This window comes from Jiangella rhizosphaerae, assembly GCF_003579925.1.
Classification (GTDB): domain Bacteria; phylum Actinomycetota; class Actinomycetes; order Jiangellales; family Jiangellaceae; genus Jiangella; species Jiangella rhizosphaerae.
In genome coordinates, this window is record NZ_QUAL01000044.1 from 1 (window position 1) to 25,716 (window position 25,716).

A 25,716-nucleotide genomic window follows, 5' to 3' on the forward strand; every position below is an offset into this window, starting at 1 on the left:
CGGTCGTGGTGGCGCTCGGCCTGACGCCGCCGGTGCGGGCCGCCGTCGGCGAGTGGCTCGGCATCGGCGCGGTCGCCGTCCGGCCCGGGCCGTCGCAGCCGTCGGCGTCGGCTCCCCCGGAGGCGCGGACGGGGCTCTCGCTCGACGCGGCCGCGGAGCTGACCGGGCTCACCCCGGTCGTGCCGGCGGTGCTCGGCGCGCCGGACGGCGTCGAGGCGTCGGCCGACCACCGGGTGCTGTCGCTGACCTGGGGCTCCGGCACCGGGACGATCCGGCTGGACCAGGCGGCCGACCCGCTGTCGCCGGTGTACCTGAAGACGGCGGTGCCCGGCGCGACGGCGGTCACGCTCACCGTCGAGGGCCGCGACGCCTGGTGGTTCGCGACGCCGCACGACCTCGTGCTGCTCGCGCCCGACGGCACCGAGCGGACGGAGTCGGCGCGGGTCGCCGGCCCGACGCTGGTGTGGGTCGACGACGGCGTCACGTTCCGGCTCGAGGGCGCCGGCCGCGACCGTGCCGTCGAGATCGCGGAGTCGGCGCTGGGAACCGGCTGAGCCCGGCCGGTGTAGTCGTGGCAACGACCACCGACCAGCTGGAGCTCCCATGCGCATCGCCCGCGCGGCCGCCGTCGTGCTCACCCTCGGCGCCCTCCTGTTCGCCGCGCCGCCCGTGTCGGCCGGCGGACCCACCAGCGTGCTGCTGGTGTCGCCGTCCACCGGCCGGACCGCGTCCCTGTACGCGACGAACGGCACCTACACGACGCTGATGACGCAGCTCGGCGTCGAGCCGGTGGCCGCGCCGAGCCGCGGCGCCGCGCCGCCGCACATCGGCGGCGACCAGATCGTCGTCACCTGGATGGTCCACGACGTGCAGCCGTGGCGGGTCGACCGCATCTCCTTCGACGGCGACGGGCTGCCGGACTGGCTGCACACGACCCAGTCGATGGGCGCCGGCCCCATCGCCTTCGACGACGCGGGTGTCTGGCACCGACCGGGCGACCCTGAGGCGCTGGCGGAGATCCTGGTCGAGCTGGGGCTGACCGGACGGACCGGGCTGCGGCCGGCCGCGGAGCAGCCGGACGACGCGACGGTCACCGGCGACGACGCGCAGGCCGCGGCGGCGCCGCCATCGGACGACGGCGGGATCGACGCTGCGACCTGGGCGCTGCCCGCGGTGGCCGGCGGGATCATGGCGGGCGTGTTCGGCGACCGCTGGCTGCGCCGGCGTCGCGAAAACGGCGACGGCGGAGGCTGGCAGCTGGTCGACGTGCCCGATCGCCCCTGATCAGGCGCCGCCGCGACCGGCGGCGCGGTGCTCGGCCGCGGCGAGGCAGCGCAGCAGGAACGCCCGCTCCGCGTCGTTGCCGCACAGCTCGACCGCGCGCCGGTAGGCGGCGACCGCCTCCGCCGGCCGGTCCAGCCGGTCCAGCAGGCGGCCGCGAGCGGCGTGCAGCGGATGGAACCGGTCCAGCGCTCCGCCGGCCGCGAGGTCGTCGAGCAGCGCCAGCCCGGCCGCCGGACCGTGGGCCATCGCGACGGCGACCGCCCGGTTGAGGTCGACGACCGGCGACGGGGCGGTCGCGCGCAGGACGTCGTACAGGCCGACGATCTGGCGCCAGTCGGTGGCGTCGGCCGTGGGTGCCTCGTCGTGGACGGCGGCGATGGCGGCCTGCAGCGCGTACGGCCCGGGCGGCCGGTGCCGCAGCGCGTCCAGCACCAGCGACCGGCCCTCGCCGATCTTGCCCTGGTCCCACCGCGAGCGGTCCTGGTCCTCGAGCAGGACGAGGTCGCCGGCGGCGTCGACGCGGGCCTCGCGGCGGGCGTCGACGAGGAGGAGCAGCGCGAGCAGCCCGGTGACCTCGGCCTCGGCCGGCAGCAGCCGGTGCAGGATGCGGGCCAGCCGGATCGCCTCGTCGGCCAGCTCGGGACGGATCAGCGCGGCGCCGTTGCTGGCCGCATAGGCCTCGGTGAACACGACGTAGACGACGCTGAGCACGGCGGGCAGTCGGCCGGGCAGCTCCGTCGCCGACGGGACGCGGTACGGGATGCCGGCCGCTCCGATCTTCTGCTTCGCCCGCACCAGCCGCTGCGCCATCGTCCCCTCGGGCACCAGGAACGCCCGCGCCACCTGCGCCGTCGACAGCCCGGCCAGGTATCGCAGCGTCAGCGCGACCCGCGCCTCGGCGCTCAGCGCCGGGTGGCAGCAGGTGAAGAACAGCCGCAACCGGTCGTCGCCGATGACGTCGGGCCCGGCCTCGGCCGCGGCTGGAGCGCTCAGCCGGGCCACCTCGTCGCGTTCGGCCTCGACCTTGAGCACCGCCAGCTTGGCGGCGTAGCTCTGCCGCCGGCGCAGGATGTCGACCGCCCGCCGGCGGGCCGTCGTGAGCAGCCAGGCACCCGGACGGTCCGGCACGCCGTCGACCGGCCAGCGCTCGACCGCGGCCGCGATGGCGTCGGCCGCCACCTCCTCGGCCAGGTCGAAGTCGCCCACCCAGCGCACGAGCGTGGCGAGCAGCCGGCCCCATTCCTCACGGAAGACCGCCTCGGCGGGATCCGTGCCGGCGCCGGCCGCCCACCCGCTCACTCGTGTCAGTCCCGTTCGAACACCGTCGTCGGACGGATCTCCATGGACCCGTACTTCGCGCCGGGGCACTTGGCGGCCCAGTCGAGCGCGGTGTCGAGGTCGGGCACGTCGACCAGGTAGTAGCCGCCGAGCACCTCGCGGGTCTCCGCGAACGGCCCGTCGGTGACCACCCGCTCGCCGTCCTTCAGCCGCAGCGTCGTCGCGGTCGTCGCCGGCTCGAGCGCGTTGGCGTCGACGTAGACGCCGGACTTGCGGATGGCGTCGTCGTAGGCCCACCACTCGGCCATCTGGGCGTCGAGCTGTGCTTGGTCGGGCGCCTCGGCGGGCGGCTCCAAGTAGATCAGAAGCAGGTACTGCATCTCGATCCCCCTTCGCGGGTCGTCACGGAGCGGCCCGGTGCCGCCCTTCACCATGACGACGAACGGCGAGTGCCCTCATATACAACACCCGGGGCCCGGCGACGAGAACGTCCGGCGGCCATCACCCCGCGACGGGCCGGAACTCGGCCAGCCGCTCCTTGTAGGGCGACCGCTCGGTGGCCTGCATCCAGTGCGGATGGGAGACGTAGACGACCTCGCACTCCTCCTCCGCGCGGTAGACGACGTCGGTGCCGGCGCGCAGGTAGATGACCTCGCCGGCCACCGCCGTCGTGACGACGCCGCCGCTCTCGACGCTGTAGCGCCCCTTCGTCACGATCAGCGCCTCGTCGTACGAGACCGTCCACGGGTTGGACTCCCCCGCGCCGTAGCGCGCGAAGCCGACGGTCATCGCGGCGCCGTGCCGCTGGTCGATCGCGTCGGCCAGCAGTAGGTCCTGGTCGAAGCGGCGAAACCACTCGAGGTCGTCGTCGCTGGTCACCTTCGTCACGCCGGACATGTGGCGCTCCTTTTCTGTAGTGGTTGCTACACAATAAGCGGGTGGCGCCCGGCGCCGTCAACCGGTTAATGTAGCGATCGACACAGAAAGGGGACGGCGCCATGGGACGCGGCCGGCCGCGCGGGTTCGACCGCGACGAGGCGCTCGACCGCGCCATGCGGCTGTTCTGGACCCGCGGCTACCAGGACACCTCGATCGCCGACCTCACCGAACATCTCGGCATCGGCTCCCCCAGCCTCTACGCCGCGTTCGGCTCCAAGGCGTCGCTGTTCTGCGCGGCGGCCGACCGCTACCAGGCCGCCGACGGAGGACGGCCGGGCGCGGCGCTGGCCGAGGCGCCCACGGCCCGCGCCGGTGTCGAGGCGCTGCTGCGCGAGAACGTCGCCTTGTTCACCAAGCGGGGCGGGCCGCGCGGCTGCCTGCTCACGCGCGCGACGCTGAGCTGCCCGCCGTCCGACACCACCGTCGTCGCCTACCTCGAGCGCAGCCGCCGCGACCGGCTGGCCGCCCTGCGCGCGCGGCTGCGCACCGCCGAGGCGGCCGGCGAGCCGCTGCCGTCGGACGACATCGACACCCTGGCGCAGTACTACGACGCCCAGGTGCAGGGGCTCGCCGTCCGGGCGCTCGAGGGCGCCACCCGGCCGGCCCTGCTGCGCACCGTCGACCTCACGATGGCGGCGTGGGACGCGCTGAGCGCGCGGTGATCATCCGCTAACTCCGCCGAAATCCGGACATAACCACCAGTCCCAAGACTGCCTCTGCGCCCGGGATCCCCGCCCGGGCGGACCGACAAGGAGGCCAGTCGTGACCATCCCCGCCGGTACACCGCACGCCCACACCAGGCGCAGCTTCCTCACCCGCGTCGGCGCCGTCGGCGGCGCCTCGGCGCTCTACGGCAGCATGGAGGCCCTCGGCCTGTTCGCCTCGCCCGCCGAGGCCGCCACGGACTTCGCACCGCCCCGCGCCGCCGACCTGCCCGACGCCGCCCGCGCCCGCGGCACGAAGGTCGTCATCCTGGGCGCCGGCACCGCCGGACTGGCAGCCGCGTACGAGCTGGGCAAGGCCGGCTACGACTGCACCGTCCTCGAGGCCCGCGACCGCCCCGGCGGCCGGGCGAAGACCATCCGGGGCGGCGACAAGCTCACCGACACCGACGGCGTGACCCAGGTCTGCCGGTTCGACGACGGCCTCTACTTCAACGCCGGCCCGGCCCGCATCCCGAACCACCACGTGACGCTGGACTACTGCCGCGAGCTCGGCGTCGCGATCGAGGCGCTGGTCAACGCCAACGCCGAGAGCCTCTACTACCACGAGAACACCGGCAGCACCGACTACGGCGAGCTGGCGAGCACGCCGGTCACCCACCGGCAGGCCAAGGCCGACGTCTACGGCTACATCTCCGAACTGCTCGCGCAGGCCGCGGACCAGGGCGCGCTGGACACCGTCCTCAGCCCCGACGACGCCGAGCGGCTGATCGAGCTGGCGACCAGCCTGGGCGGGCTGACCGGCGGCAAGTACGCGGGCAACAGCCGCCGCGGTTACGTCGACGCCCCCGGCGCCGGGCACGACGCCGGCGTCGTCGGGACGCCGCCGTCGATGTCGGCGATCCTGCAGAGCCGGTTCGGCACCCGGTTCTCCTTCGAGTTCGGGTTCGACCAGGCGATGATGATGTGGCAGCCGGTCGGCGGCATGGACCGCATCTCCGCCGCGCTGGCCGCGGCCATCGGCGGCAGGCGGCGCATCACCTACAACGCGCCGGTCACGCAGATCACGAACCTGCCCGACGGCGTGCGCGTCAGCTACCGCCAGGGCGGCCGGACGAGGACCATCGACGCCGACTACTGCATCGCGACCATCCCGCCGATGGTGCTCAAGACCATCCCGTCGAACTTCGCCCAGGCGACGAAGGACGCGCTCGCCGTCCCGACCGGCGCGAACACCGGGAAGATCGGCCTGCAGTACGGCCGCCGCTGGTGGGAGGAGGACGACAAGATCTTCGGCGGCATCACCGCGACGAACATGGACATCTCCGGGATCTGGTACCCGTCGTCGGGGTTCCTCGGCCGCAAGGGCGTCGTCGTCGGCTACTACTCCGGCTCCTACACCGACCTCCCGGTCGCCGACCGCGAGACGCGCGCCGTCGCGCAGGGCGTGAAGATCCACGGCGCGAAGTACCGCGACGAGCTGGAGACCTCGTTCTCCATCGCCTGGCCGAAGGAGCCGTACAGCCTCGGCGGCTGGGTGAACTGGCCCGGCGGGCGGGGTGCGGCCTACGACCAGCTGCTGCGCCCGGACGGCCGGACCTACTTCGCCGGCGACCACCTCAGCTACCTCATCGCCTGGCAGGCCGGCGCGTTCGAGTCCGCCCGCCAGGTCGTCACCGCCCTGCACGAGCGCGTCGCCGTCACGGCGGCCTGACCCACGGGAGACCCCCATGCGCAAGCCCACCCGCCGGCTGGCCGTCGTCGCCATCGTGTCCAGCCTCAGCACCCTCGCCGTCACCGGCAGCGTCGTCGCCGTCACCGGCATCGGCGCACCCCGGCCCCAGGAGGTGCGGTTCAACATCGCGGCTCCGGAGCAGGCGCCGGACCCGTTCATCGCCGGCGGCGTCGCCGTCGGCAACCAGGTGCCGCTGTACTTCTCCAGCGGCATCGGCCCGTCGGCCCTGAACACCGCCGCGCCGGCCGGGACGCCGGAGCGCTACATCGATCCGGCCCAGTTCCCCGGCGGCGTCCTGCCGGCCGGCGTCACGGTCACCGAGGCGCAGGGCATGAACGCGATGGCCCGGATCAAGGAGAACCTGGAGTCGCAGGGGCTCTCGCTGGCCGACGTCATCAGCATGCGGATCTACCTGGAGGCCCCGCCCGGCGCCGAACGGGCCGACTACAACGGCTGGAACCGCGCGTACCGCAAGTGGATGGCCAACGTGAACCGCGTGACCGGCGAGGTGATCCCGGCGTACGCGCCGGTCTCGTTCGCCAACGCCGCCCGGCCGTCGCGCACCAACCTCGAGGTCGACACGCTGCCGGTCGGCGGCTGGCTGGTCGAGATCGAGGTGGTCGCCGCCTACTCCCGCGGCCGCTGAAAGTGCGATTGCCGGGGTCGTGACGTGGGCCGGCTCCCCGTCCCCCTGCTGCCCCATTCTCTTGCCGCGAACCCGCGCCTCAAGTCCGCCATGGAGTCGCTTCGCGACGACGGGCGCACTTGACCCGCGGCTTCGCGGCCAAGAACGGGCAGCTATCAGGGGGACGGGGAGGATGTGGGCACGCCTCGGCGTTGTCGTGCCCGTTTCGCGCCGTTTGTCGAGCTGTGGACGGCGATGATCATCGGCGATCGCCTACATCACGAGGATTACGTGAGCATCAACACCCCTACAGCCGTGGTGATGCTGGGGTAATCCTCGTGATGGCTCTCGCATCACGGTGAAATCTCACCAGGTGGACGCTCCACGACACAAACGCCACACCGTAACGGGGCCAACGCCGCGGGAGCCGTCGCCGCTCTTCCCCCGTCCCCCTGATAGCTGCCCGTTCTTAGCCGCGGGCGCGCGGGTCAAGTCCAAGGCCCTCAACCACAGCGAAGAGCACACAGCAGAGGCCGCGGACTTGAGNGCCCTCAACCACAGCGAAGAGCACACAGCAGAGGCCGCGGACTTGAGGCGCGCGCCCGCGGCCAAGACAATCGGGCAGCAGGGGGACGGGAACGCGAACACGCCGACCAACGCCGTCGTCAAAGGGTGCGCCAGAGCAACAGCAGAGCGCGGTCATCGGCGTCGGAGGAGGCGACGGCGTTGATGAGCTTCTGGGCGCCGCCGTCGAAGCCGTGCGCCACCAGCCGCTCGGCCTCGCCCTGCAGCTTGTCGATGCCGTCGGACAGGTCGCGCCTGGGCGCCTCGACCAGTCCGTCGGTGTAGAGCATGAGCGCGTCGCCGGGCCGCATGCGCCCGGTGACGGGCTCGTAGTGCTTCTGCTCGTAGACCCCGAGCAGGCCACCCTCGGTGTCGAGGGTGGCCCAGCGGCCGGAGCCGGCATGGAAGTGGATGGCCGGCGGATGGCCGGCCGAGCGGACCTCGTACTCGCCGGTCGTGAGATCGACGACGAGGTGGACGGCGGTCGCGAACCCCTCGGGCCAGCGCTGCCGCAGCAGGTAGGCGTTGGCCGCCGGCAGGAACTGGTCGGGCGGCAGCGAGCCGAGCAGCCCGCCGAACGCGCCCGACAGCAGCAGAGCGCGGGTCCCGGCGTTGTGGCCCTTGCCGGACACGTCGACCAACGCGAGCTCGAGCATGCGGCCGTCGGTGGAGCGGGACGCGACGGCGAAGTCGCCGGAGAAGCTGGACCGTTCGGCGGCGTGGTGCTTGAGGTCGATCTGCCAGCCGCGCCCCAGCGGCGGCATGCGGCCCTGGGCGGCCAGGCGGTCGCGCAGGTCGACGAGCATCGACTCGCCCATGGTGCCCTGCAGCCCCAGCCGGGCCCGCGACCGCGCCAGACCGAGTGAGACCACCGCGGTGATGCCGACGACGGCGGTGACGGCGACGAAGGTCTGCCCGCCGCCGATGACGATGCCGCCGGCGATGAGGCAGAACGCGACCGTGCCGACCAGCCAGGCCAGCGCCCGTGGCGGCACGAACAGCCCGCCGAACAGCAGCGGCAGCACCAGGGCGATGGCCGGGACGATCGACTCCCACTGCACCATCGACAGGCCGAGCAGCAGGGTGGCGGCGAGCAGGACGGCCATGACCACGGGCTCGCGGAGGAGCCGCCGCGTCAAGGCGCTGGCCGGACGCCCGCCGAAGAACGCCCCGGCAAGCCCGAGCACGCCAGCCGATCGGGTCGTCACACGGAGGACCCTAGCGGCAAAGAGAGCGTGGGAGGAAGATCACACAGAATTGCCCGCCATGGCGTGTCAATGCTGGCAGTTCGGGCACCAGAACAGGTTCCTGGCCGCCGCTCTCCCGGCCGCGACGGGGGTTCCGCAGACCAGGCACGGCTGCCCCGCGCGCCGGTACACGTACACCTCGCCGCCGTGGTCGTCGACGCGGGGCGGGCGGCCCATCGCCTCCGGCTCGTGCTCGGGCCGGACGGTGTCGATGCGGCCGGTCTCGACGCCCCGCGCCATCAACGACACCAGGTCGGCCCAGATCTCCCGCAGCACCTCCGCGGGCACCGACGAGCCGGGCCGCGCCGGGTCGACTCCGGCGCGGAACAGCGACTCCGCGCGGTACACGTTGCCGACGCCCGCGACCACAGCCTGGTCCATGAGCAGGACGCCGATCGGCGCCCGGCTGCGGCCGATCCGGTCCAGCGCCCCAGCGGGGTCGTCGCCGCGCAGCGGGTCGGGGCCGAGCCGCGCTTCGACGGCAGCCTTCTCGTCGTCGCCGACCACCTCGCACCGGGTCGGGCCGCGCAGATCGGCGTGCGCACCGCGGGCCGTCAGCCGCATGCGGACCTCACCGCGGACCGGGCCGTCCGGGGCCGGCGCGGCGACCACGTCGAACTTTCCGTACAGCCCCAGGTGGACGTGGACCCAGCGCCGGCCGGCGAACCCGATGAACAGGTGCTTGCCGTGCGCCTCGGCCCGCTCCAGCCGGGACCCGGAGACGACGGCGGCGCCGGCGGCGAACCGCCCCTGCGGGCTGGACACGCCGACCACCCGGCCGCCGAACACCTCGCCCAGCTCACCGGCCAGCCGGTGGATCGTGTGGCCCTCGGGCACGTACCGTCCTTCCTGTGAACGATCGCGAGAAGGGCATCCGCAAGCTCGACCAGGTCGACCGGCGCTCCCAGGTCGGCGTGTCGCGGGCGCTGCGGGCCCGCGACGTGTCGCGGCCCAGCCCGGGCGACGTCGAGGCCGCGCTGGAGCGGATCGGGAAGACCCCGCTGCCGCCCCGGACCGGTCCCAAGGCCGACCGCGACGCCCCCAGACGCAGCTAGTCGGCCGGCGCCGGCAGCGGAGGAAGCTCGCCGTCGGTCTCGTACCGGCCGAGCATCGCGATGCGGCGGGCGTGCCGCTCGCTGCCGGAGAACGGCGTGTCCAGGAACGCCCGCACGAACGCCGCGACGTCCTCGAACGGGTGCATGCGGGCGCCGATGGCCAGCACCTGGGCGTCGTTGTGCTCGCGGGCCAGCCGCGCGGTCTCCTCCGACCACGCCAGCGCGGCCCGGACGCCCTTCACCTTGTTCGCGGCGATCTGCTCGCCGTTGCCGGAGCCGCCGATGACGATGCCGAGGCTGCCGTCGTCGGCCGCCACTCCTTCGCCGGCCCGCAGGCAGAACGTCGGATAGTCGTCGAGCTCGTCGTAGACGAACGGGCCGTGGTCGACGACCTCGTGGCCGCCGTCGCGGAGCAGCTCGACGAGGCGGTTCTTCACTTCGTACCCGGCATGGTCGGAGCCGACGTGGACGCGCATGGGCGTCAGTCTGCCGTACGTCAGTCGAACATCGGCTCCCGGGTGCGCGTCCGCTTGAGCTCGAAGAAGCCGTCGTACGAGGCCAGCGCCCGCACGCCGTCCCAGACCCGGCCGGCCTCGTCGCCCTTGGGCGCCGGCGACAGGACCGGCCCGAAGAAGGCGTATCCCTCGACCGCGATGACCGGCGTGCCGACCTCGGTGCCGACCTGGTCCATGCCGGCGTGGTGGCTCTGCTTCAGCGCGGCGTCGAACTCGTCGGTGTCGGCGTACGCGGCCAGCGACGCCGGCAGGCCGACCTCGTCGAGGGCGGCGGCGATGACCGTGCCGCGATCGCGCTCGCGCCCCGGGTGGAACCGCGTGCCCATGGCGTCGTAGAGCGGCTTCACCCACTGGGGGCCATGCAGCTCCTTCGCCGCGGTGACCACGCGCACCGGGCCCCAGCTGTCCGCCATCAGCCGGTTGTACTCCTCACCGAGGTCGCGCTCGGCGTTGAGGTACGACAGCGACATCACGTGCCAGGTCACCTCGATCGGCCGAACCCGCTCGACCTCCATGATCCACCGGGACGTCATCCATGCCCACGGGCAGATCGGGTCGAACCAGAAGTCGACAGGGGTGGTCTCGCTCATAAGCTGCCCTTCATCACTTTTGACGCGTCAACGAGGTCTCGATCTGGCCAACCTCGCGGCGGCCCGGTCGATTCCCACCGCCCACCGCCAGCACGACGGCGGATGTTCTGCCAGGATCAAGGTCATGTCTGGCACGAACCTGACCCGCGACGAGGCACGCGAGCGTGCGGCCGTCGTCGACCCCGCGTCGGTGCGCTACACCGTCGAACTCGATCTCACCCGCGGCGAGACCACCTTCGGGTCGACGACGACGGCGACGTTCGCGGCCACCGAGGGCGCCGAGACCTGGCTCGACCTCATCGCGCCCGCCGTGCACGAGGTCGTCCTCAACGGCACCGCGCTCGACCCGGCCGAGGTGTTCGACGGCAGCCGCGTCCGGCTCAGCGGCCTGGCCGGCGAGAACGAGGTCAAGGTGGTCGCCGACGCCGCCTACATGCACACCGGCGAGGGCCTGCACCGGTTCGTCGACCCGGTCGACGACGAGGTGTACCTCTACTCGCAGTTCGAGGTGGCCGACGCCCGCCGCGTCTACGCGTGCTTCGAGCAGCCCGACATCAAGGCCGAGGTCACGTTCGTCGTCGACGCGCCGTCGGGCTGGGAGGTCGTGTCGAACTCGCCGGGCAAGGCCGGGCGGGCCAGCCACGGCAAGAAGCGGTGGACGTTCGAGCCCACGCCGCGGCTGTCCACCTACGTGACGGCCATCGTCGCAGGTCCGTACCACGTCGAGCGGTCGGAGTACGTCGGCAAGGAGAAGACCGTCCCGCTCGGGCTGTACTGCCGCAAGTCGCTGGCCGAGCACCTCGACGCCGCCGAGCTGTTCGACGTCACCAGCCGCGGCTTCGCGTTCTTCGAGGACGTCTTCGGGCTGGCCTATCCGTTCGCCAAGTACGACCAGCTGTTCGTGCCGGAGTTCAACGCCGGCGCCATGGAGAACGCCGGCGCGGTCACCCACCACGAGGACTACGTCTTCCGCAGCCGGGTCACCGACGCCGCCTACGAGCGCCGGGCCGAGACGATCCTGCACGAGATGGCGCACATGTGGTTCGGCGACCTCGTCACCATGCGCTGGTGGGACGACCTGTGGCTGAACGAGTCGTTCGCGACGTGGGCGTCGGTGCTGTCGCTGGCCGAGGCGACCCGGTGGACCGACGGCTGGACGACGTTCGCCGTCACCGAGAAGCTGTGGGCGCTGCGTCAGGACCAGCTGCCTTCCACGCACCCGATCTCCGCCGACATCCGTGACCTCGAGGACGTCGAGGTCAACTTCGACGGCATCACCTACGCCAAGGGCGCCAGCGTGCTCAAGCAGCTGGTCGCCTGGGTGGGCCGCGACGCGTTCCTCGAGGGCGTGCGGGCCTACTTCGCCGAGCACGCGTGGGGCAACACCGCGCTCACCGACCTGTTCGCGCATCTCGAGCGGACCAGCGGCCGCGACCTCTCGGCGTGGAACGAGCAGTGGCTGCGCACCGCCGGCGTGAACACGCTGCGCCCGGTGGTGACCGTCGACAACTCCGGCCGGTACACCTCGGTGGCCATCGAGCAGACCGCCGCGCCCGAGCACCCGGTCATCCGGTCGCACCGGGCGGCCATCGGGCTCTACGACTACGCCGACGACGGCACGCTGGTGCGCCGGCGCCGGGTCGAGCTGGACGTCGACGGCCCGCGCACCGAGGTCGCCGAGCTGCGCGGCGAGACCCAGTCCGACCTCCTGCTGGTCAACGACGACGACCTCACGTTCGCGAAGGTGCGCCTCGACGACCGCTCGCTGGCGACGGTGGTCCGCTCGATCGGCTCGCTCGATCCCCTGCCGCGAGCGCTGTGCTGGACGGCCGCGACGGACATGCTGCGCGACGCCGAGATGTCGGCCAGCTCGTTCGTCGAGCTCGTCCTCGGCGGCATCGAGCGCGAGACGTCGATGGGCGTGGTGCAGCACGTCCTCGCCTCGGCCCGGGCCGCGATCGACCTCTACGCCTGGCCGGCCAACCGCATCGTGCTGTCGTCGCGCTGGGCGGCGGCGCTGCGCCAGCTGGCCGGGAAGGCCGAGGCCGGCAGCGACCGCCAGCTCGCCTTCACCCGCGCCTGGGTGGCGGCCGCGGCCAGCGACGAGCACGTCGCGGAGATCAAGGCGCTGCTCGACGGCGACGAGTCGCTGCTACCGGGCCTGGTCGTCGACACCGACCTGCGGTGGACGCTGCTGCAGCGGCTGGTCGTGCTGGGCGCGGCGGGCGAGCACGCCGTCGACGCCGAGCTCGAGCGCGACAACACCGCGACCGGGCAGCGGCAGGCGGCCTACGCCCGGGCGGCGGTCCCGACGCACGCCGCGAAGGCGGCCGCCTGGCAGGCCGCCGTCGAGTCCGACCAGCTGCCGAACGCGCTGCTCACGGCGACGGTGCGCGGGTTCGCCCACCCCGAGCAGCGCGAGCTGGTGCGTCCGTACGTCCAGCCGTACCTCGACGCCGTGCCGCGGGTGTGGGCCGAGCGGACCAACGAGAGCGCGCAGGCGATCATCATCGGGCTGTTCCCGCGGCTGCTCGCCGACGCCGCCACCGCCACGACGGTGCGCGGCTGGCTGGAGACGGCGGAGCTGCCCGACGCCGCCCGCCGGCTCGTCGTCGAGGGCCTCGCCGACCTCGACCGCGCGCTGCGCGCCCAGGACCGCGACCGGCAGGCGGGGTGACGGGTTTGGTGCGGGCTTTCATCTACGATGTAGATGTCGGTTCCGACCAAGCTGGGGGATCAAGGACGTGCCACGAGTAGCAGCCCGCGAGTCCGCCGGCGGCACCCAGAGCGTCGAGCGGGCGCTCTCGCTGCTGTCCGCGTTCACCGAGGAGCACCCCGAGCGGCGCATCTCCGAGCTGGTGGCCGCCACCGGGCTGGGCCAGTCGACGGTGTCTCGGCTGGTCGGCGCGCTGGTCAACCTCGGGTACCTGACCCACCACGGGCGCAGCGGCCTGTACGGCATCGGGCCGCGCGTCATCACGCTGGCCGGCATCGGGCTGAACCAGTCGCCGGTGCACCAGCAGTCGCGGCAGCTCGCCCAGAACCTCGCCGCGTCGCTCGGCCTGGGCGTCAACGTCGCCGAACGCCACGACGCCAGCCTGTTCTACCTGTGCCACTTCGAGGGCGCCAACTCACCCCGGCCGTCCACACTGATCGGCCGCGGCGGCCCGCTGCACGCCACCGCCATGGGCAAGGCACTGATCAGCGAGCTGCCGCCGGACGAGCTGCGCACGCTGATCGGCACCGAGTACGCCCGCTACACCCCGCACACCATCACGTCGTACGACCAGCTGACGGCGGCACTGCAGGAGGTGCGCTCGCGCGGCTACGCCACCGAGCTCGAGGAGCTGGCCTTCGGCCGGGCCTGCGTGGCCGCGCCGATCCGCGACCGGTCCGGCCGGATCATCGCCGCGCTGTCGGTGTCCGGGCCGCTGTCGGCGATGAACCTCCCGGCCCGGCAGGACGAGCTGGCGATGATCGCCATCGAGCACGCCGACCAGATCTCGTCCAACCTCGGCTACCACGCCACAGTGACGGCGCTTCCCGGCTGACGGGCGTCCGGACCAGCACATGTCAGTCGACGCTCGTCGACATCCCCCTGCTGCGTTGGCCCGTCCCCTGCCAGGAGGAGCGGCGACGGCTCCAGGGGCGTCGGCCGCGTTTGCGTGTGAGTTTGCTGTCGTCGGGCGTCCACTTGGTGAGATTCGCCGTGATTCGGGAGCCATCACAAGGATTACCCCAGCGTCAACACCCCTGCAGGCATGTTGATGCTCACGTAATCCTCGTGATGTAGGCGATCGCCGATGATCATCGCTGTCCACAGCCCGGCAAAGTAGGGCGAAACGGGCACGGCCATGGCGCGCCTGTCCGCGCATGCCGGCGGCGAACTCGAATTACCCGAGCTTGCGCCAGGGCTGGGGCCGCGCATCCGCCGCCGTGGCCGGCGCGGAGTGCACCGGCCGACCGAAGGCTCTCAGCACCGGCGGCAGCACGGCCGCGCCGACCGACCGTGCCCGACCCACAGTTGATCTTGGAGTTGTTCGGCAATCGCCGGGCGAAATGTCCGGTAGATACCCGAGCAACTCCAAGATCAACGGGGGCGGGGAGTCACGGGAGGGCGGCGCGGACCGCGGGGACGACCTGCTCGGCGAACGTGCGCAGCTGTGACGGCGGGCCGCCGAAGACGAGGACGTCGGCGCGGTGCTCGGCCGCCAGGACCGTCAGCTCGTCGATCCACTGCGACACCGGACCGGCCAGGTAGCCCTCGGACACGCCGTCGGTGATGGTGCCGCCGACGTTGAACACCCGCCGGACGGCGGCGGGGTCGCGGCCGGCCGCGACGGCGCCGCCGTCGACCCGCTCGTTGAGCTCCGGCAGCCGCCGCAGCACGTCGGCGTTGACCGACGGGACCCAGCCGTCGGCCAGACGGCCGGTCAGCGCCAGCGCTCGCGGCCCGTAGGCGCCGACCCAGATGCCGAGGTCATGAGCCGGTAGCGGACCGGAGTGCACGCCCCGCAGGTGGTAGTGCTCGCCCTCGAACCGCAGCCCGCGGTCGCCGCTCCACAGCCGGCGGATCACCTCGATCGCCTCGCCGAGCGCCGCCAGCGCCTGCCCCGGCGTCCGGCGCTGCCCGCCGTAGCCCTCGATCGCGTCCCAGAACGCGCCCGCGCCGAGGCCCAGCTCGAACCGTCCGCCGGACAGCACGTCCAGCGACGCCGCCGTCTTGGCCAGGACGCCGGGCGGGCGCAGCGGCAGGCAGGCGACGTCGGGGAACACCCGCAGCGTCGACGTGGCCGCCAGGATCGCGCCGGACAGCGCGATGGTGTCGACGAACCGGCGCTGGTAGGGGTGGTCCTGGATGCCGACGTACTCCAGGCCCAGGGCCTCGGCGGAGCGGGCGGTCTCGAGCAGCGGGTCGGCCGCGTTCGGGACCAGGAAGTAGCCGAAGCTCACCACAGCGGCGGCCTCCGGTCGCGCCACGGCCGGGCCCGTTCGAGCTGGGCGGCCAGCGACAGCAGCGTCTCCTCCGCACCGTGGCGCCCGCCCAGCATGACGCCCACCGGCAGGCTCACGCCGTCGACGTCGGCGGTCTCGAGCGGCAGGCTGATAGCCGGCCAGCCGGTGAGGTTCCAGACACTGGTCCACGGGGTGAACGCCATCTGCCGGGCGAAGTCGCCGGCCGGGTCGGCGTCGTCGCGCTGGGAGCCGACCGGCGCCGGCAGCTGGGCCAGCGTCGGGCTGAGGACGACGTCGTACGCCGCCCAGGTGGCGGCCGTCTCGTGCGTCGTCGTCTGGATCAGTCCGAGCGCCGAGGCGTACTCGAGGCCGCTGACCGAGCGGCCCTTCTCGCGCAGCCAGCGGGTCAGCGGCAGCAGCAGGTGCTCGTGCTCGGGCGGCACCGGCGCGCTCAGCGCGAGCACCGACCAGATCGACTCGAAGGAGTCCCAGCGCTCGGCCGCGAACGGGACCGGCGCGGGCTCGACCTGGTGGCCGAGCTCCTCCAGCAGGCGCGCGGTGCGGACGGCCGCGGTCAGGCACGCCTCGTCGACGGGCGCGCCGTCGACGATGACCGGCTCGGTGAGCAGGCCGACGCGCAGCCGGCCGGGCTCGCGCTCGCAGGCGTCCAGGAACGTGGTCTGCGGCGGGGCGAGCACGTAGAGGTCGCCCGGCCACTGGTGCGACAGCACGTCCAGCAGCGCCGCGGTGTCGCGCACGTCGCGGGTGAGCACGCCGTTGATCGCCAGGCCGGCGCCCTCGGGGCGGTACGGGCCCGGGCTGACGCGGCCGCGGGTGGGCTTGAGACCGACCAGCCCGCAGGCGCTGGCGGGGATGCGGATCGAGCCGCCGCCGTCGCTGCCGTGCGCGACCGGCGCGATGCCCGCCGCGACCGCCGCCGCGGACCCGCCGCTGGACCCGCCGGCCGACCGGGAGGTGTCCCACGGCGTGCGGGCCGGCGGCGCGATGTCGGGCTCGGTGTACGGCGGCAGGCCGAACTCGGGCGTGTTCGTCTTGCCGATCATCAGCGTGCCGGCCCGCCGCAGCAGGGTGACGACGCCGTCGTCGGCGGGCGCCACGAAGTCGCCGAGCGCCGCGCTGCCGGACCGGAACGGCACGCCGGCCACCATCGCGAGGTCCTTGACCGGGCACGGGACGCCCAGGAACGGCGGCAGCTCGTCGTCGGACCTGGCCTGCTGCAGCAGCGTCTTGGCCTCGGCCGCCTGCTCACGCGCGAGGTCGGGGGTCTGAGTGACGAAAGCACCGATGGACGGGTCGAGCCGGTCGGCCCGCTCCAGGGTGTGCTCCACCACCTCCGACGGCGACACCTCGCGCTTGCGCACCGCCGTGGCCAGCTCCAGCCCCGTCAGCTCATGGATCTGAGTCCGAGTCACGTCATCGACCCTACGCGCCGGTGGATCACCATGGAGCGAGGACAGAACGGGCCGCGCCACCGGCAACCGTCCGTTCGGGGCCGTGCTCGTCGACGACGACGGCGAGATCGTCGCGCGCGACCGGAACCGCGTGGTCGAGCGGACCTCACGCTGGACGGGCTGGGCCTGTGCACGAACGCCGCCGGCTGGAGCGGTGGAGCTGATCCGCCCTCGGGTGTCACAGGCGCCGCCTATTGTGACTTTCACACTTGCGCAGCTGTCACGACGGCGGCTGTAATCGATGATCACGAGGTTCATCGGAGGCGGCGATGAGCGACCGAGCGGCAGGCCCGCGCCCCGGCGGCGCCTCCGGCGTGCGCCCGGACGGCGCGTCCCACGTCCGTCCCACCGGGCCGCCCGGCGGCTTCGAAGACCCCGATCCGCCGCCGGCCACCGGGCTGCGGCAGCGCTGGTCGGGGCCGTCGAGCACCACCACGCCGCGGCCGCTGCGGCACCGCCGCACCGCCGACCTCTCCACGCTGGCGTCGCTGGTGCTGGCGCTGCCGTGGTTCCTGTTCAGCCTGACGGTGGTCGGCATGGCGGGGCTCGGCATCGGCGCGCTCGTCGGCAACACCACCGTCGTGCCGATCCTCTGCATGGTGTTGTGGCTGCTCAGCGGCGTGCTCATCTTCTACCGCCCGGTCGAGGTCGGGGTCGCCCGGTTCTTCCTGCGCGCCCGCCGGCCCACGCCCAGCGAGCGCGACCGGCTCGAGCACGCCTGGCACGAGGTCACCCGCGCCGCCGGCCGCGACGGCGCCAGGTACCAGCTGTTCATCGAGGACAGCGACGCCCTGAACGCCTACGCCGCGTCCGGGCACATCGTCACCGTCACGCGCAAGACGCTCGACGCGATGCCGCACCACCACCTGGCCGCCGTGCTGGCGCACGAGCTCGGCCACCACCTCGGCGGGCACCCGTGGAGCAACCTGCTGGCCTACTGGTACTCCGTGCCGGCGCGGCTGCTCACCCGGGTGCTCCGGCTGGTGCTGCGGCTGGTCGTCGCGCTGTTCTCGACGGTGTTCGCGGTGGTCGCCCGCATGCCGGCGCTGGCGTCGTTCATCGCCAAGGTCATCACCTGGTCGCTCATCCTGTTCGTGGTGTTCTTCGTGACGGTGCTCATGGCCACGGCGGTGCAGTCGGGCCAGACGTGGGCGCCGCCGGCGGTCGCGCTCATCGTGCTGACGCCGCTGATCCTGCCCTGGCTGGCCCGGCGCAGCGAATACCGCGCCGACCGCATCGCCGCCAACCTCGGCTACGGGCACGCCCTCATCGAGGTGTTCGAAGACTGGCTGCGTCAGGGCATGGACGACGACCGCCGCAACTTCGTGCTGCGGGCCCGGCTGTTCAGCACCCACCCCGCGCTGGCGGCGCGCATCAAGCGGCTCGACGCCTACCTGCGGAAGAACGTGTAGGAGAACCATGCCGATCCGACGACGCCGCCGTGGCGCGACCCCGTGGGACGTCCTGCGTGCCGCCCATCCCGACGCCGCCGTGGCGATGGACCGGCTGGTCCAGGACGGCCGGCTCTCCGACGTCGACACCGCCCGCATCACCGGGGCCCTGCACACCCGTGCCGAGGACCCCACGGCGCTGGCCCAGCTGGCCGACGAGATCGTCCGCTACGGCCCGGCGGCGCTGGCCCACCCGTCGGCGCTGCACGACCTGCCGGTGCCGCGGCTGGCCCGGCACAACCTCGCGCTGGGGCAGGTCCGGCTCGGCCGCACCGTCCAAGACCCGCACGCCGACACCGTCATGACCCAGGACTTCGGCATCGACCACGACGTCCTGCGTACGTCGCTGCTGGTCATCGGGCCGCCGGGGTCGGGCAAGACGCGCGGGTTCGCGCTGCCCATCGTCGAGCACCTGTCGCTGTCGGCGCTGGCCGGGCAGGCCAGCGTCGTGGTCGTCGACCCCAAGGGCGACGACTTCGCGCACCAGGGCTGGTTCGACGTCACCATCGACCCGCTCAACCCGACCACCGGGTTCGACCTCTACGGCGGCACCAACCACCCCGACACCGCGGCCGACCGGCTGGCCAGCGCCATGCTGCCGCCGTACGTCACCGACGACATGGCCTACTTCATGGACGGCTCGCGCAACGCGCTGTACGCGTGCCTCGCCCCGTTCCACCTGGCGTTCGGGCGGTGGCCGAAGATCCGCGAGATGCTGGCGCTGCTGCGCTCCGAGCAGGGCATGACCGACCAGGTGAAGGCGAACCTGCGCGGCCCCGACGGCAAGGAGGCCAAGGCGCTGCTCGACAGCCGCCGCGACCAGCTGACCCGCAACGCCGACCCGGCCGCGTCGCTGGTCGAGCGGTTCCAGCTGCTGGCCCGGCCGCGGCTGATGGAGCTGTTCGACCGCGAGAACACCTTCCGCATGCACGACATCAACAAGCCGCTGCGCGTGCGGGTGTCGCTGCCCGAGGCCGAGTTCCCCGACGCCACCCGCATCCTGGCCCGGCTGGTGGTGTCGCAGTTCGTGCAGGTCACGTCGGCGCCCGACACCAACCGCGGCATCTTCAAGGCCCTCGCCATCGACGAAGCCGGCCGCTTCGTCGACGACTACGTCGCGCGCGGCGTGCAGAAGCTGCGGTCCAACAACGCCGGGCTCATCCTGCTGGCCCAGACCATCAGCGACTTCCCGGTCCAGGTCCGCGCGACGGTGTTCGGCTCGGTCGGCTGCAAGGCGGTGTTCGGCGGCATCGACCCCGTCGACGCCAAGGTGTTCTCCGACTGGTTCGGCGACCACTGGGTGTCCGAGATCAGCTACAGCCAGGGCGAGGCGACCGGCCTGGCCCGCACCACCGGCAGTTCCCGCGACAGCCGCGGCGGCTGGAACCGCTCCGACGGCGAGACCCGCAACTGGGGCGTCACCAAGGGCACCAACCTGCGCCGGGTCGAACGCCCGCGATGGACGGTGTCCGACATCGTCACCCGCATCCCGGCCGGCCACTGCGTCGTCGCCCTCTCCCGCTCCGACGGCACCCGCACCGGCCCGACGCTGATCAACCTGCGCGCCTGACGGGCACTCGTGACGCCTCGCGAAACGCGGTGAAGTCTCGGCACGTGGACAACCGCGCCGCCCGTCCCGGCGACCTCGATAGCCGCGACCGTCCTCGATGGCGAGAATCGTCCTCGTGCCACGCAGAGGACGGTTGCCGACATCGAAGTCGACTCCCGGCATCGAAGACCGCCGACGCCGACCCCGGAAGACGGCGCCATCGCTGCCGCCCGCCAAGACGTCGGATACCCGCGAAACCGACGGACCGAGCCCGGATCGACCCGGCATACGTCACTGTCGCGAGTATCCGGCGGCTTCCCGAGCACGAGCCGCCGGCGTCGTCAAGGACTGTCCAAGAAACGAGGCGTCAGAGCACCTCGTTTCTTGGATGATCATGAGCGTGGGCGTGAGCCGGCGGCCACGCGGCGCAGTACCGGCAGGGCTGCCTCGGCCAGGCGGGCGCGGCCGGCGTCGGTGAGGTGCAGGTGGTCGCCGGAGTCGTACTCCGGGCGCAGCCGCGACGGGGCGGCCGGGTCACGCAGTGCCGCGTCGAAGTCGGCGACGGCGTCGGCGGCGGCAGCGGAGCGCAGGTGGGCGTTGGCCGCCCGCCGGATCGCCTCCCGCCCAGGCGTCCACTCCGCCGCGCCGCCGAACGGCGTCATGGTGGCGGCGACAACGGCGGACCCCGCCGGCGGGCACCGTCACCGACGACGCGCCGCCGAACCGGACCGCCCGCGACGAGACGCCCGCACCGGCCACGCTCACCCGCCCGAGCACCACCGGCGCCGCCCCGAACACGTTCGACAGCCGCACTCTCAGGCCCTTGCCGCCGACGTGCGGATGGACGGTCACGTCCGCCAGCCGGACGTCCTCGAGCAGCGCCGTCGCTGCCGTCCACACACCCACCGTCACGCGCGGCCCGCTTTCCGGCTATAGTTCGACCCGTGATCGTGGTTCGTCGGTATCCGTATTTTGCGCAGGCTCCGGGTGGAGCCGGGCGCGTCATGCGCTGACCGCCGACCCACCCGGAGCCAGCTGGGCAGAGACGTCCCGTCTCTGCCCTTCGTCATGAGACGGGCCGGCTCGCAGGGCATCCGACGGGGCGTCCCGCTCGTTGCAGAGGAGACGTTGCACCCATGCCCGAACCCCAGTCCCCCACCGGCGACCTGCGCGTCACCGGCTTCCAGCCGCTCGTCCCGCCGTCCGAGATGCTCGCCGAGCTGCAAATGGACGAGGAGCACGCCGCCCTGGTGCGCTCGAGCCGGGCGGAGGTCCGCCGCATCATGGCCGGCGACGACGACCGCCTGCTGGTGGTGGTGGGCCCGTGTTCCGTGCACGACCCGGTGGCGGCGCTCGACTACGCCCGGCGGCTGAAGCCGGTGGCCGACGCGCTGCGCGACGACCTCGCCGTCGTCATGCGGGTGTACTTCGAGAAGCCGCGGACGACGGTGGGCTGGAAGGGCCTGATCAACGACCCCGGCCTGGACGGGACGTTCGACGTGCAGCGCGGCCTGCGCATCGCCCGCGAGCTGCTGTTCGAGGTGCTCGGCGAGGGCCTGCCCGTGGGCTGCGAGTTCCTCGAGCCGATCAGCCCGCAGTACATCGCCGACACCGTCTCGTGGGGCGCCATCGGGGCGCGCACGCCGGAGAGCCAGGTGCACCGCCAGCTCGCGTCCGGCCTGTCCATGCCGGTCGGTTTCAAGAACGCCACCAGCGGCGACGTCCAGGCGGCCATCGACGGCTGCACGGCCGCCTCGCACGGGCACGTCTTCTTCGGCGTCGACCACGACGGCCGCGCGGCCGCCGTCAGCACCGCCGGCAACCCCGACTGCCACGTCATCCTGCGCGGCGGCAGCGCCGGCCCCAACTACGGGCCGGAACACGTCCGCGACGCGCTCGCGCTGCTGCACAAGGCGCAGCTGCCGGAGCGTCTGGTCATCGACGCCAGCCACGGCAACAGCGGTAAGGACCACGAGCGCCAGGCCGTCGTCGCCGGCGAGATCGCCGGGCAGGTCGCGTCCGGCCAGCGCGGCATCGCCGGCGTGATGCTGGAGAGCTTCCTGGTGGCCGGGCGGCAGGACATCGGCAGCACGCCGCTGGTCTACGGCCAGAGCGTCACCGACGCGTGCATGAGCTGGGAGACGACGGAGGGCCTGCTCGGCGACCTGGCCGCGGCGGTCCGGGCCCGGCGGACGGTGGCGAGCTGAGCGACCGCGCCGGGTCACGGGGCGAGCCCGCGCTGGACGGTGAGGGTGGCCAGCAGCGCGGGCAGGGCGGGGAAGAACAGCGGGACGGCGGCCGGCGTCGTGAGCCAGCCGCCGACCGCCAGCACCACGACCAGCCCGGCCACGGCCACCGTCGCCAGCGGCCGCCGCCACGCCACCTCGACCGTGACCTGCCACGACCGCACCGCCGGCAGGTCCACGTGCGCCACGACGGCGGGCAGCTGCAGCAGCGTCGCGAGGTACCCGGCCGCGAGCACGGCCATCGCCCACACCAGCGGCGTCGACCGGGACAGCAGCAGGTAGAACACCACCACCCAGACGGTCAGGATCGGCACGCCCAGCACGAGCTGCGACGAGCGCAACGACGACCGCCAGACGGCCCAGAAGTCGCGCCACAGCCGCGGCGACCGGCCGAGCACGTACGCCCGCAGCACGGCGTACAGCGCGGCCGTGGCCGGGGCCAGGCCGAACAGCACCAGACCGGCCAGCACGCCGAGGAGCCAGAGCAGGTTGAGGACGGCCAGCCGCACGGGCCAGTCCAGGTACGCGTAGAGCCGGCCGAACCGTCCGCCGACCTCGATCTCCGCCATGGTCCTCCCGAGCGTCACAGCCCCAACGCCGTCAGGATGTCATCCAGCAGCGCGCGGCCGCCCGAGTCCAGCGTCTTGGCCGGCAGCCGGACGGTCGTGTGCTCGATGATGCCGCGCCGCACCAGCACCTCCTTGTGCACCGCCCACGCGATGCCCTGCTGCAGGCCGTGCACGATCAGCGGCAGCAACCGAGCGAACGCCTCCCGGGCCTGCGCCCGCCGCCCGGCGTTCCAGTCGGCCAGGATCGGCCCGAGCAGGTCGGGGAACTCGCAGGCCGGCATGGTGCCGATCGAGCCGCGCGCGTACTCGTCCAGCACGAACTGCGCGTTCTGCCCGCCCAGCACGGCGAACCCGCCGTCCTCGTCGGCGACGGCGTCGGCGACGGCGCCGACCTTGGGCACCGTCGGCGGCGCCTCGACCTTGACCGAGGTGACGCCGTCGAGCTTGCTCAGCTCGACGATCAGCGCCGGCGACATCGCGACGCCGGTGACGCCGGGCGCGTCCTGCACCATGACCTCGGTGCCGGTGGCGACGGCGAACTCGCCGAGGCGGCCGTAGAACTCGACCAGCTGGTCCGGGCCCGGCTTGACCATGAACGGCGGCAGCACCATGAGCGCGTCGGCGCCGCCGGACGCCGCCTCGCGGGCCTGCTCGAGCGCCGTCACCGACGACGTCCCGTTCACCCCGGCGACCACTGGAACGGCGGTCCCGACGACGGCGCGCACGTCGCCGAGGATCTGCTGGCGCTCCTCCAGCGTCAGCGCGAACCCCTCGCTGGCCATCCCGAACACGGCGACGCCGTCGACACCGGAGGCCAGCTGGAACTCGACCAGCCGGCGCAGGCCCGGCCGGTCCAGGGCGCCGTCGGGCAGGAAGGGGGTGGCCAGGATGGGGACCAGGCCGTGGACGGTGTGGCTCATACGGTTCGACTCTCCTCGGCGATCTTGCGGACGGCTTCCTCGTCGACGTCGACCCCGAGGCCGGGGCCGGTGGGCAGCGGGATGCGGGCCGGGCCGGCGGCGATCGGCGCGCGCAGGATCCGCTGCCCGACGTCGGTGGACAGGGGCTGGTACTCGAACACCTCCAGCAGCTCCACGGCCGCGGCGACGTGCAGCCCGGCGGCCAGCGCCACGGCGAGGCCGGTGGAGTGGTGCGGCGCGACCGGCACGTGCCGGGCCGCGGCCAGCTCGGCGATCACCATGGCCTCGGTGATGCCGGTGCGGCCGACGTCGGGCTGGGCGACGGCCATGGCGCCGGCCTCGAGCCACTGCCGGAACTCGTACCGGTGGCGCAGCGACTCGCCGGCGGCGATCGGCACGGGCGACCGCCCGGCGAGTTCGGCGTGCCCGGCGACGTCCTCCGGCGCGAGCGGCGCCTCGAGGAACCAGCCGGACCGCTCGGCCAGGCCCTCGGCCAGCCGCAGCGCCTCGGTGAGCGAGTAGGCCCAGTGCGCGTCGACGGCCACCCGCAGCGCCGGCGCGGCGCTGCGGACCGCGTCGACGGTGGCGAGGTCGGCCTCGACGCCGTACCCGAGGTGCAGCTTCACCGCGCTGGCGCCGCGGTTCGCCCAGTCGCGGGCCAGCCAGGCCCGGGCGGCGTCGGACGGCCGCGGCAGCCCGGACACGTAGGCCGGCAGCTCCGTGCGGAACGCCCCGCCGAGCAGGTCGGCGACGGGCCGCCCGGCCAGCCGGCCGGCGAGGTCCCACAGGGCGATGTCGACGGCGGCCAGCGCGTCGGCCTGATGCCCGGCGAGGTGGCCGCGCTCGCGCATGAGGTCGCGCAGCCGCGACCACGCCGGGCGCGGCCGCGTCGCGTCCATGCCGCGCAGCACCGGCGCGAGCAGCAGGTCGACGATCGAGCCGGGCACCTCCGGCGCCACCGGTGCCAGCGCCTCGCCCCAGCCGGCGGTGCCGTCGTCGGCCGTCACTTTGACCAGCAGTGTCTCGAACCGGTCGGAGTACAGGCTGCGCCATGGCTCGCGCACGGTGTAGCCCGGGCCGATCGCGCTGCCGTCGCGGAGCGCCCCGAGGTACGCGTCGTCGGCGGCGACCTTCAGGATGAAGGTCTCGACATCACGAATCAACATCGCGCATCCGGAGAGGGCTTGACTTGATGCAACATATGCGTAACTCTCCCACATAGTGCACGCAACCTTCAATATCAGGAGCGACGGTGGCATCGGAGCAGAGCACGAACCAGAGCGTCGAGAAGGCGGCGAGCGTCCTCGCGGCCTTCCTCGACGGCCGTGCGCTGCGGGTCTCCGACGTCGCCAAGTACGCCGGCCTGGGTCAGTCGACGGCGTCGCGCCTGCTGGCGACGCTGGAGTCGCTCGAGTACGTGGAGCGCGACCCGGCCAGCAACCTTTATCGCCTCGGCCCGGCCCTGCTCACGCTGGCCGGCGTGGCGATCAACCAGCACCCGGTGCACCGCGAGGCCCGGCAGGCCGCGCAACTGCTGGCCGGGTCGCTGGGCCTGGGGGTGAACGTCGCGGTCCGGCACGGCTCGTCGCTGTTCTACCTGTGCAACTTCGAGGGCCGGCTGGCGCCGAAGTCGTTCACCCTGATGGGCCAGCGCAACCCGCTGCACGCCACGGGCATCGGCAAGTGCCTGTTGCTGGCGCTCACGCCGGCCGAGCGCCGTGAGCTCCTCCCCGACCTGCACCGCTACACGCCACGGACGATCTGCGACCACGACGAGCTCGACGCCGCGCTCGACCTGGCCGCCCACCGCGGCTACGCGACCGAGGTCGAGGAACTGGCGCTGGGACGCTCCTGCGTCGCGGCCCCGATCCTCGACCAGTCCGGCAGCATCGTCGCCGCACTGTCCATCTCCGGCCCGCTCTCCGCGCTGGGTCTCGCCGACGGCGAGCCCGAGCTGGCCAGCACCGTCATCGAAGTGGCCGACTCCATCAGCGTCGGCCTCGGCTACCTCGGTCCCCGGCACGCGCCGGCGTCGCAGTACCACCCCTAACGTTCACCG

At 73.2% G+C, this 25,716-nt stretch carries 25 protein-coding genes; 12 read left to right on the forward strand and 13 right to left on the reverse strand.

Features of this window, described 5'->3' with window-relative positions; genetic code table 11:
* Positions 1-554: hypothetical protein (locus tag DY240_RS31675; protein ID WP_119658907.1), on the forward strand; the 554-nt coding region annotated here is incomplete at its 5' end.
* Positions 555-603: 49 nt separating this feature from the next.
* Positions 604-1,284 carry a hypothetical protein gene (locus DY240_RS05255; protein ID WP_119658908.1) on the forward strand — a complete coding sequence of 227 codons (681 nt, stop codon included), beginning with the start codon at positions 604-606 and terminating at the stop codon, positions 1,282-1,284.
* Here DY240_RS05255 and DY240_RS05260 read toward each other — a convergent pair whose 3' ends face one another.
* From DY240_RS05260 to DY240_RS05270, 3 genes are all read right to left on the reverse strand, one after another.
* Complete coding sequence (locus DY240_RS05260) at positions 1,285-2,583, reverse strand: RNA polymerase sigma factor (RefSeq protein WP_119658909.1); 1,299 nt, start codon at positions 2,581-2,583, stop codon at positions 1,285-1,287.
* A 5-nt stretch (positions 2,584-2,588) separates the two neighbouring features.
* Positions 2,589-2,942: a YciI family protein gene (locus DY240_RS05265; protein ID WP_119658940.1), complete on the reverse strand. Its 354-nt coding sequence runs from the start codon at positions 2,940-2,942 to the stop codon at positions 2,589-2,591.
* 121 nt (positions 2,943-3,063) lie between these two features.
* Positions 3,064-3,459, reverse strand: a complete 396-nt coding sequence (locus tag DY240_RS05270; protein ID WP_119658910.1) for a cupin domain-containing protein — start codon at positions 3,457-3,459, stop codon at positions 3,064-3,066.
* A 101-nt stretch (positions 3,460-3,560) separates the two neighbouring features.
* On the opposite strand from DY240_RS05270, the gene DY240_RS05275 reads away from it, so the two are divergent.
* The 3 genes from DY240_RS05275 to DY240_RS05285 all read left to right on the forward strand — a co-directional run bounded on the left by DY240_RS05275 (position 3,561) and on the right by DY240_RS05285 (position 6,544).
* Positions 3,561-4,163: a TetR/AcrR family transcriptional regulator gene (locus DY240_RS05275; RefSeq protein WP_119658911.1), complete on the forward strand. Its 603-nt coding sequence runs from the start codon at positions 3,561-3,563 to the stop codon at positions 4,161-4,163.
* A gap of 196 nt (positions 4,164-4,359) precedes the next feature.
* Positions 4,360-5,877 (forward strand): flavin monoamine oxidase family protein, encoded by a 1,518-nt coding sequence (locus DY240_RS05280; protein ID WP_119658941.1) that lies wholly within the window; start codon positions 4,360-4,362, stop codon positions 5,875-5,877.
* 16 nt (positions 5,878-5,893) lie between these two features.
* Positions 5,894-6,544, forward strand: a complete 651-nt coding sequence (locus tag DY240_RS05285) for a Rid family hydrolase (RefSeq protein ID WP_119658912.1) — start codon at positions 5,894-5,896, stop codon at positions 6,542-6,544.
* A gap of 644 nt (positions 6,545-7,188) precedes the next feature.
* Here DY240_RS05285 and DY240_RS05290 read toward each other — a convergent pair.
* Both DY240_RS05290 and DY240_RS05295 read right to left on the reverse strand, forming a co-directional pair.
* On the reverse strand, positions 7,189-8,295 hold the full coding sequence (locus DY240_RS05290; RefSeq protein WP_119658913.1) for a PP2C family protein-serine/threonine phosphatase: 1,107 nt from the start codon (positions 8,293-8,295) through the stop codon (positions 7,189-7,191).
* Positions 8,296-8,361: 66 nt separating this feature from the next.
* Positions 8,362-9,171, reverse strand: a complete 810-nt coding sequence (locus DY240_RS05295) for an Fpg/Nei family DNA glycosylase (protein ID WP_119658914.1) — start codon at positions 9,169-9,171, stop codon at positions 8,362-8,364.
* Between the two features lie 14 nt (positions 9,172-9,185).
* On the opposite strand from DY240_RS05295, the gene DY240_RS05300 reads away from it, so the two are divergent.
* Positions 9,186-9,389, forward strand: a complete 204-nt coding sequence (locus DY240_RS05300) for a hypothetical protein (RefSeq protein ID WP_119658915.1) — start codon at positions 9,186-9,188, stop codon at positions 9,387-9,389.
* Here the strand turns inward: DY240_RS05300 and DY240_RS05305 are convergent.
* Together DY240_RS05305 and DY240_RS05310 are read right to left on the reverse strand one after the other, a co-directional pair.
* Complete coding sequence (locus DY240_RS05305; RefSeq protein ID WP_119658916.1) at positions 9,386-9,865, reverse strand: ribose-5-phosphate isomerase; 480 nt, start codon at positions 9,863-9,865, stop codon at positions 9,386-9,388. The genes DY240_RS05300 and DY240_RS05305 overlap by 4 nt on opposite strands.
* A gap of 20 nt (positions 9,866-9,885) precedes the next feature.
* Positions 9,886-10,494: a mycothiol-dependent nitroreductase Rv2466c family protein gene (locus tag DY240_RS05310; RefSeq protein WP_119658917.1), complete on the reverse strand. Its 609-nt coding sequence runs from the start codon at positions 10,492-10,494 to the stop codon at positions 9,886-9,888.
* Between the two features lie 124 nt (positions 10,495-10,618).
* On the opposite strand from DY240_RS05310, the gene pepN reads away from it, so the two are divergent.
* Complete coding sequence (pepN, locus tag DY240_RS05315) at positions 10,619-13,171, forward strand: aminopeptidase N (RefSeq protein WP_119658918.1); 2,553 nt, start codon at positions 10,619-10,621, stop codon at positions 13,169-13,171.
* 67 nt (positions 13,172-13,238) lie between these two features.
* The gene (locus DY240_RS05320) at positions 13,239-14,045 is read left to right on the forward strand and encodes an IclR family transcriptional regulator (RefSeq protein ID WP_119658919.1); all 807 of its coding nucleotides are present in this window, start codon (positions 13,239-13,241) and stop codon (positions 14,043-14,045) included.
* Positions 14,046-14,601: 556 nt separating this feature from the next.
* Here DY240_RS05320 and DY240_RS05325 read toward each other — a convergent pair.
* Together DY240_RS05325 and DY240_RS05330 are read right to left on the reverse strand one after the other, a co-directional pair.
* Positions 14,602-15,474: an LLM class flavin-dependent oxidoreductase gene (locus DY240_RS05325; RefSeq protein ID WP_199700866.1), complete on the reverse strand. Its 873-nt coding sequence runs from the start codon at positions 15,472-15,474 to the stop codon at positions 14,602-14,604.
* Entirely contained in the window at positions 15,444-16,883 is a 1,440-nt protein-coding gene (locus tag DY240_RS05330; protein WP_199700867.1) for an amidase, read from the reverse strand. Before DY240_RS05330 ends, DY240_RS05325 begins: the two co-directional genes overlap by 31 nt.
* Positions 16,884-17,191: 308 nt before the next feature.
* Here DY240_RS05330 and DY240_RS05335 point away from each other — a divergent pair, with 308 nt between their 5' ends.
* Together DY240_RS05335 and DY240_RS05340 are read left to right on the forward strand one after the other, a co-directional pair.
* On the forward strand, positions 17,192-18,334 hold the full coding sequence (locus DY240_RS05335; protein WP_119658921.1) for a M48 family metalloprotease: 1,143 nt from the start codon (positions 17,192-17,194) through the stop codon (positions 18,332-18,334).
* A gap of 7 nt (positions 18,335-18,341) precedes the next feature.
* Positions 18,342-19,943, forward strand: a complete 1,602-nt coding sequence (locus DY240_RS05340) for a type IV secretory system conjugative DNA transfer family protein (protein WP_119658922.1) — start codon at positions 18,342-18,344, stop codon at positions 19,941-19,943.
* 371 nt (positions 19,944-20,314) lie between these two features.
* On the opposite strand, the gene DY240_RS05345 is transcribed toward DY240_RS05340, so the two are convergent.
* Positions 20,315-20,584: an SGNH/GDSL hydrolase family protein gene (locus tag DY240_RS05345; protein ID WP_119658923.1), complete on the reverse strand. Its 270-nt coding sequence runs from the start codon at positions 20,582-20,584 to the stop codon at positions 20,315-20,317.
* 474 nt (positions 20,585-21,058) lie between these two features.
* On the opposite strand from DY240_RS05345, the gene DY240_RS05350 reads away from it, so the two are divergent.
* Complete coding sequence (locus DY240_RS05350; RefSeq protein ID WP_119658924.1) at positions 21,059-22,129, forward strand: 3-deoxy-7-phosphoheptulonate synthase; 1,071 nt, start codon at positions 21,059-21,061, stop codon at positions 22,127-22,129.
* Between the two features lie 14 nt (positions 22,130-22,143).
* Here DY240_RS05350 and DY240_RS05355 read toward each other — a convergent pair whose 3' ends face one another.
* The 3 genes from DY240_RS05355 to DY240_RS05365 are packed head-to-tail and all read right to left on the reverse strand — an operon-like array spanning position 22,144 to position 24,823.
* A complete protein-coding gene (locus DY240_RS05355; RefSeq protein ID WP_119658925.1) occupies positions 22,144-22,737 on the reverse strand; it encodes a YesL family protein in 594 nt (197 codons plus the stop codon).
* Positions 22,738-22,751: 14 nt separating this feature from the next.
* Positions 22,752-23,657 carry a dihydrodipicolinate synthase family protein gene (locus DY240_RS05360; protein WP_119658926.1) on the reverse strand — a complete coding sequence of 302 codons (906 nt, stop codon included), beginning with the start codon at positions 23,655-23,657 and terminating at the stop codon, positions 22,752-22,754.
* On the reverse strand, positions 23,654-24,823 hold the full coding sequence (locus DY240_RS05365; RefSeq protein ID WP_119658927.1) for a mandelate racemase/muconate lactonizing enzyme family protein: 1,170 nt from the start codon (positions 24,821-24,823) through the stop codon (positions 23,654-23,656). The genes DY240_RS05360 and DY240_RS05365 overlap by 4 nt, the downstream gene beginning before the upstream one ends.
* A gap of 86 nt (positions 24,824-24,909) precedes the next feature.
* Here DY240_RS05365 and DY240_RS05370 point away from each other — a divergent pair, with 86 nt between their 5' ends.
* Positions 24,910-25,707, forward strand: coding sequence for an IclR family transcriptional regulator (locus DY240_RS05370; protein ID WP_119658928.1), 798 nt, complete (start codon positions 24,910-24,912; stop codon positions 25,705-25,707).
* Positions 25,708-25,716: the final 9 nt, after the last annotated feature.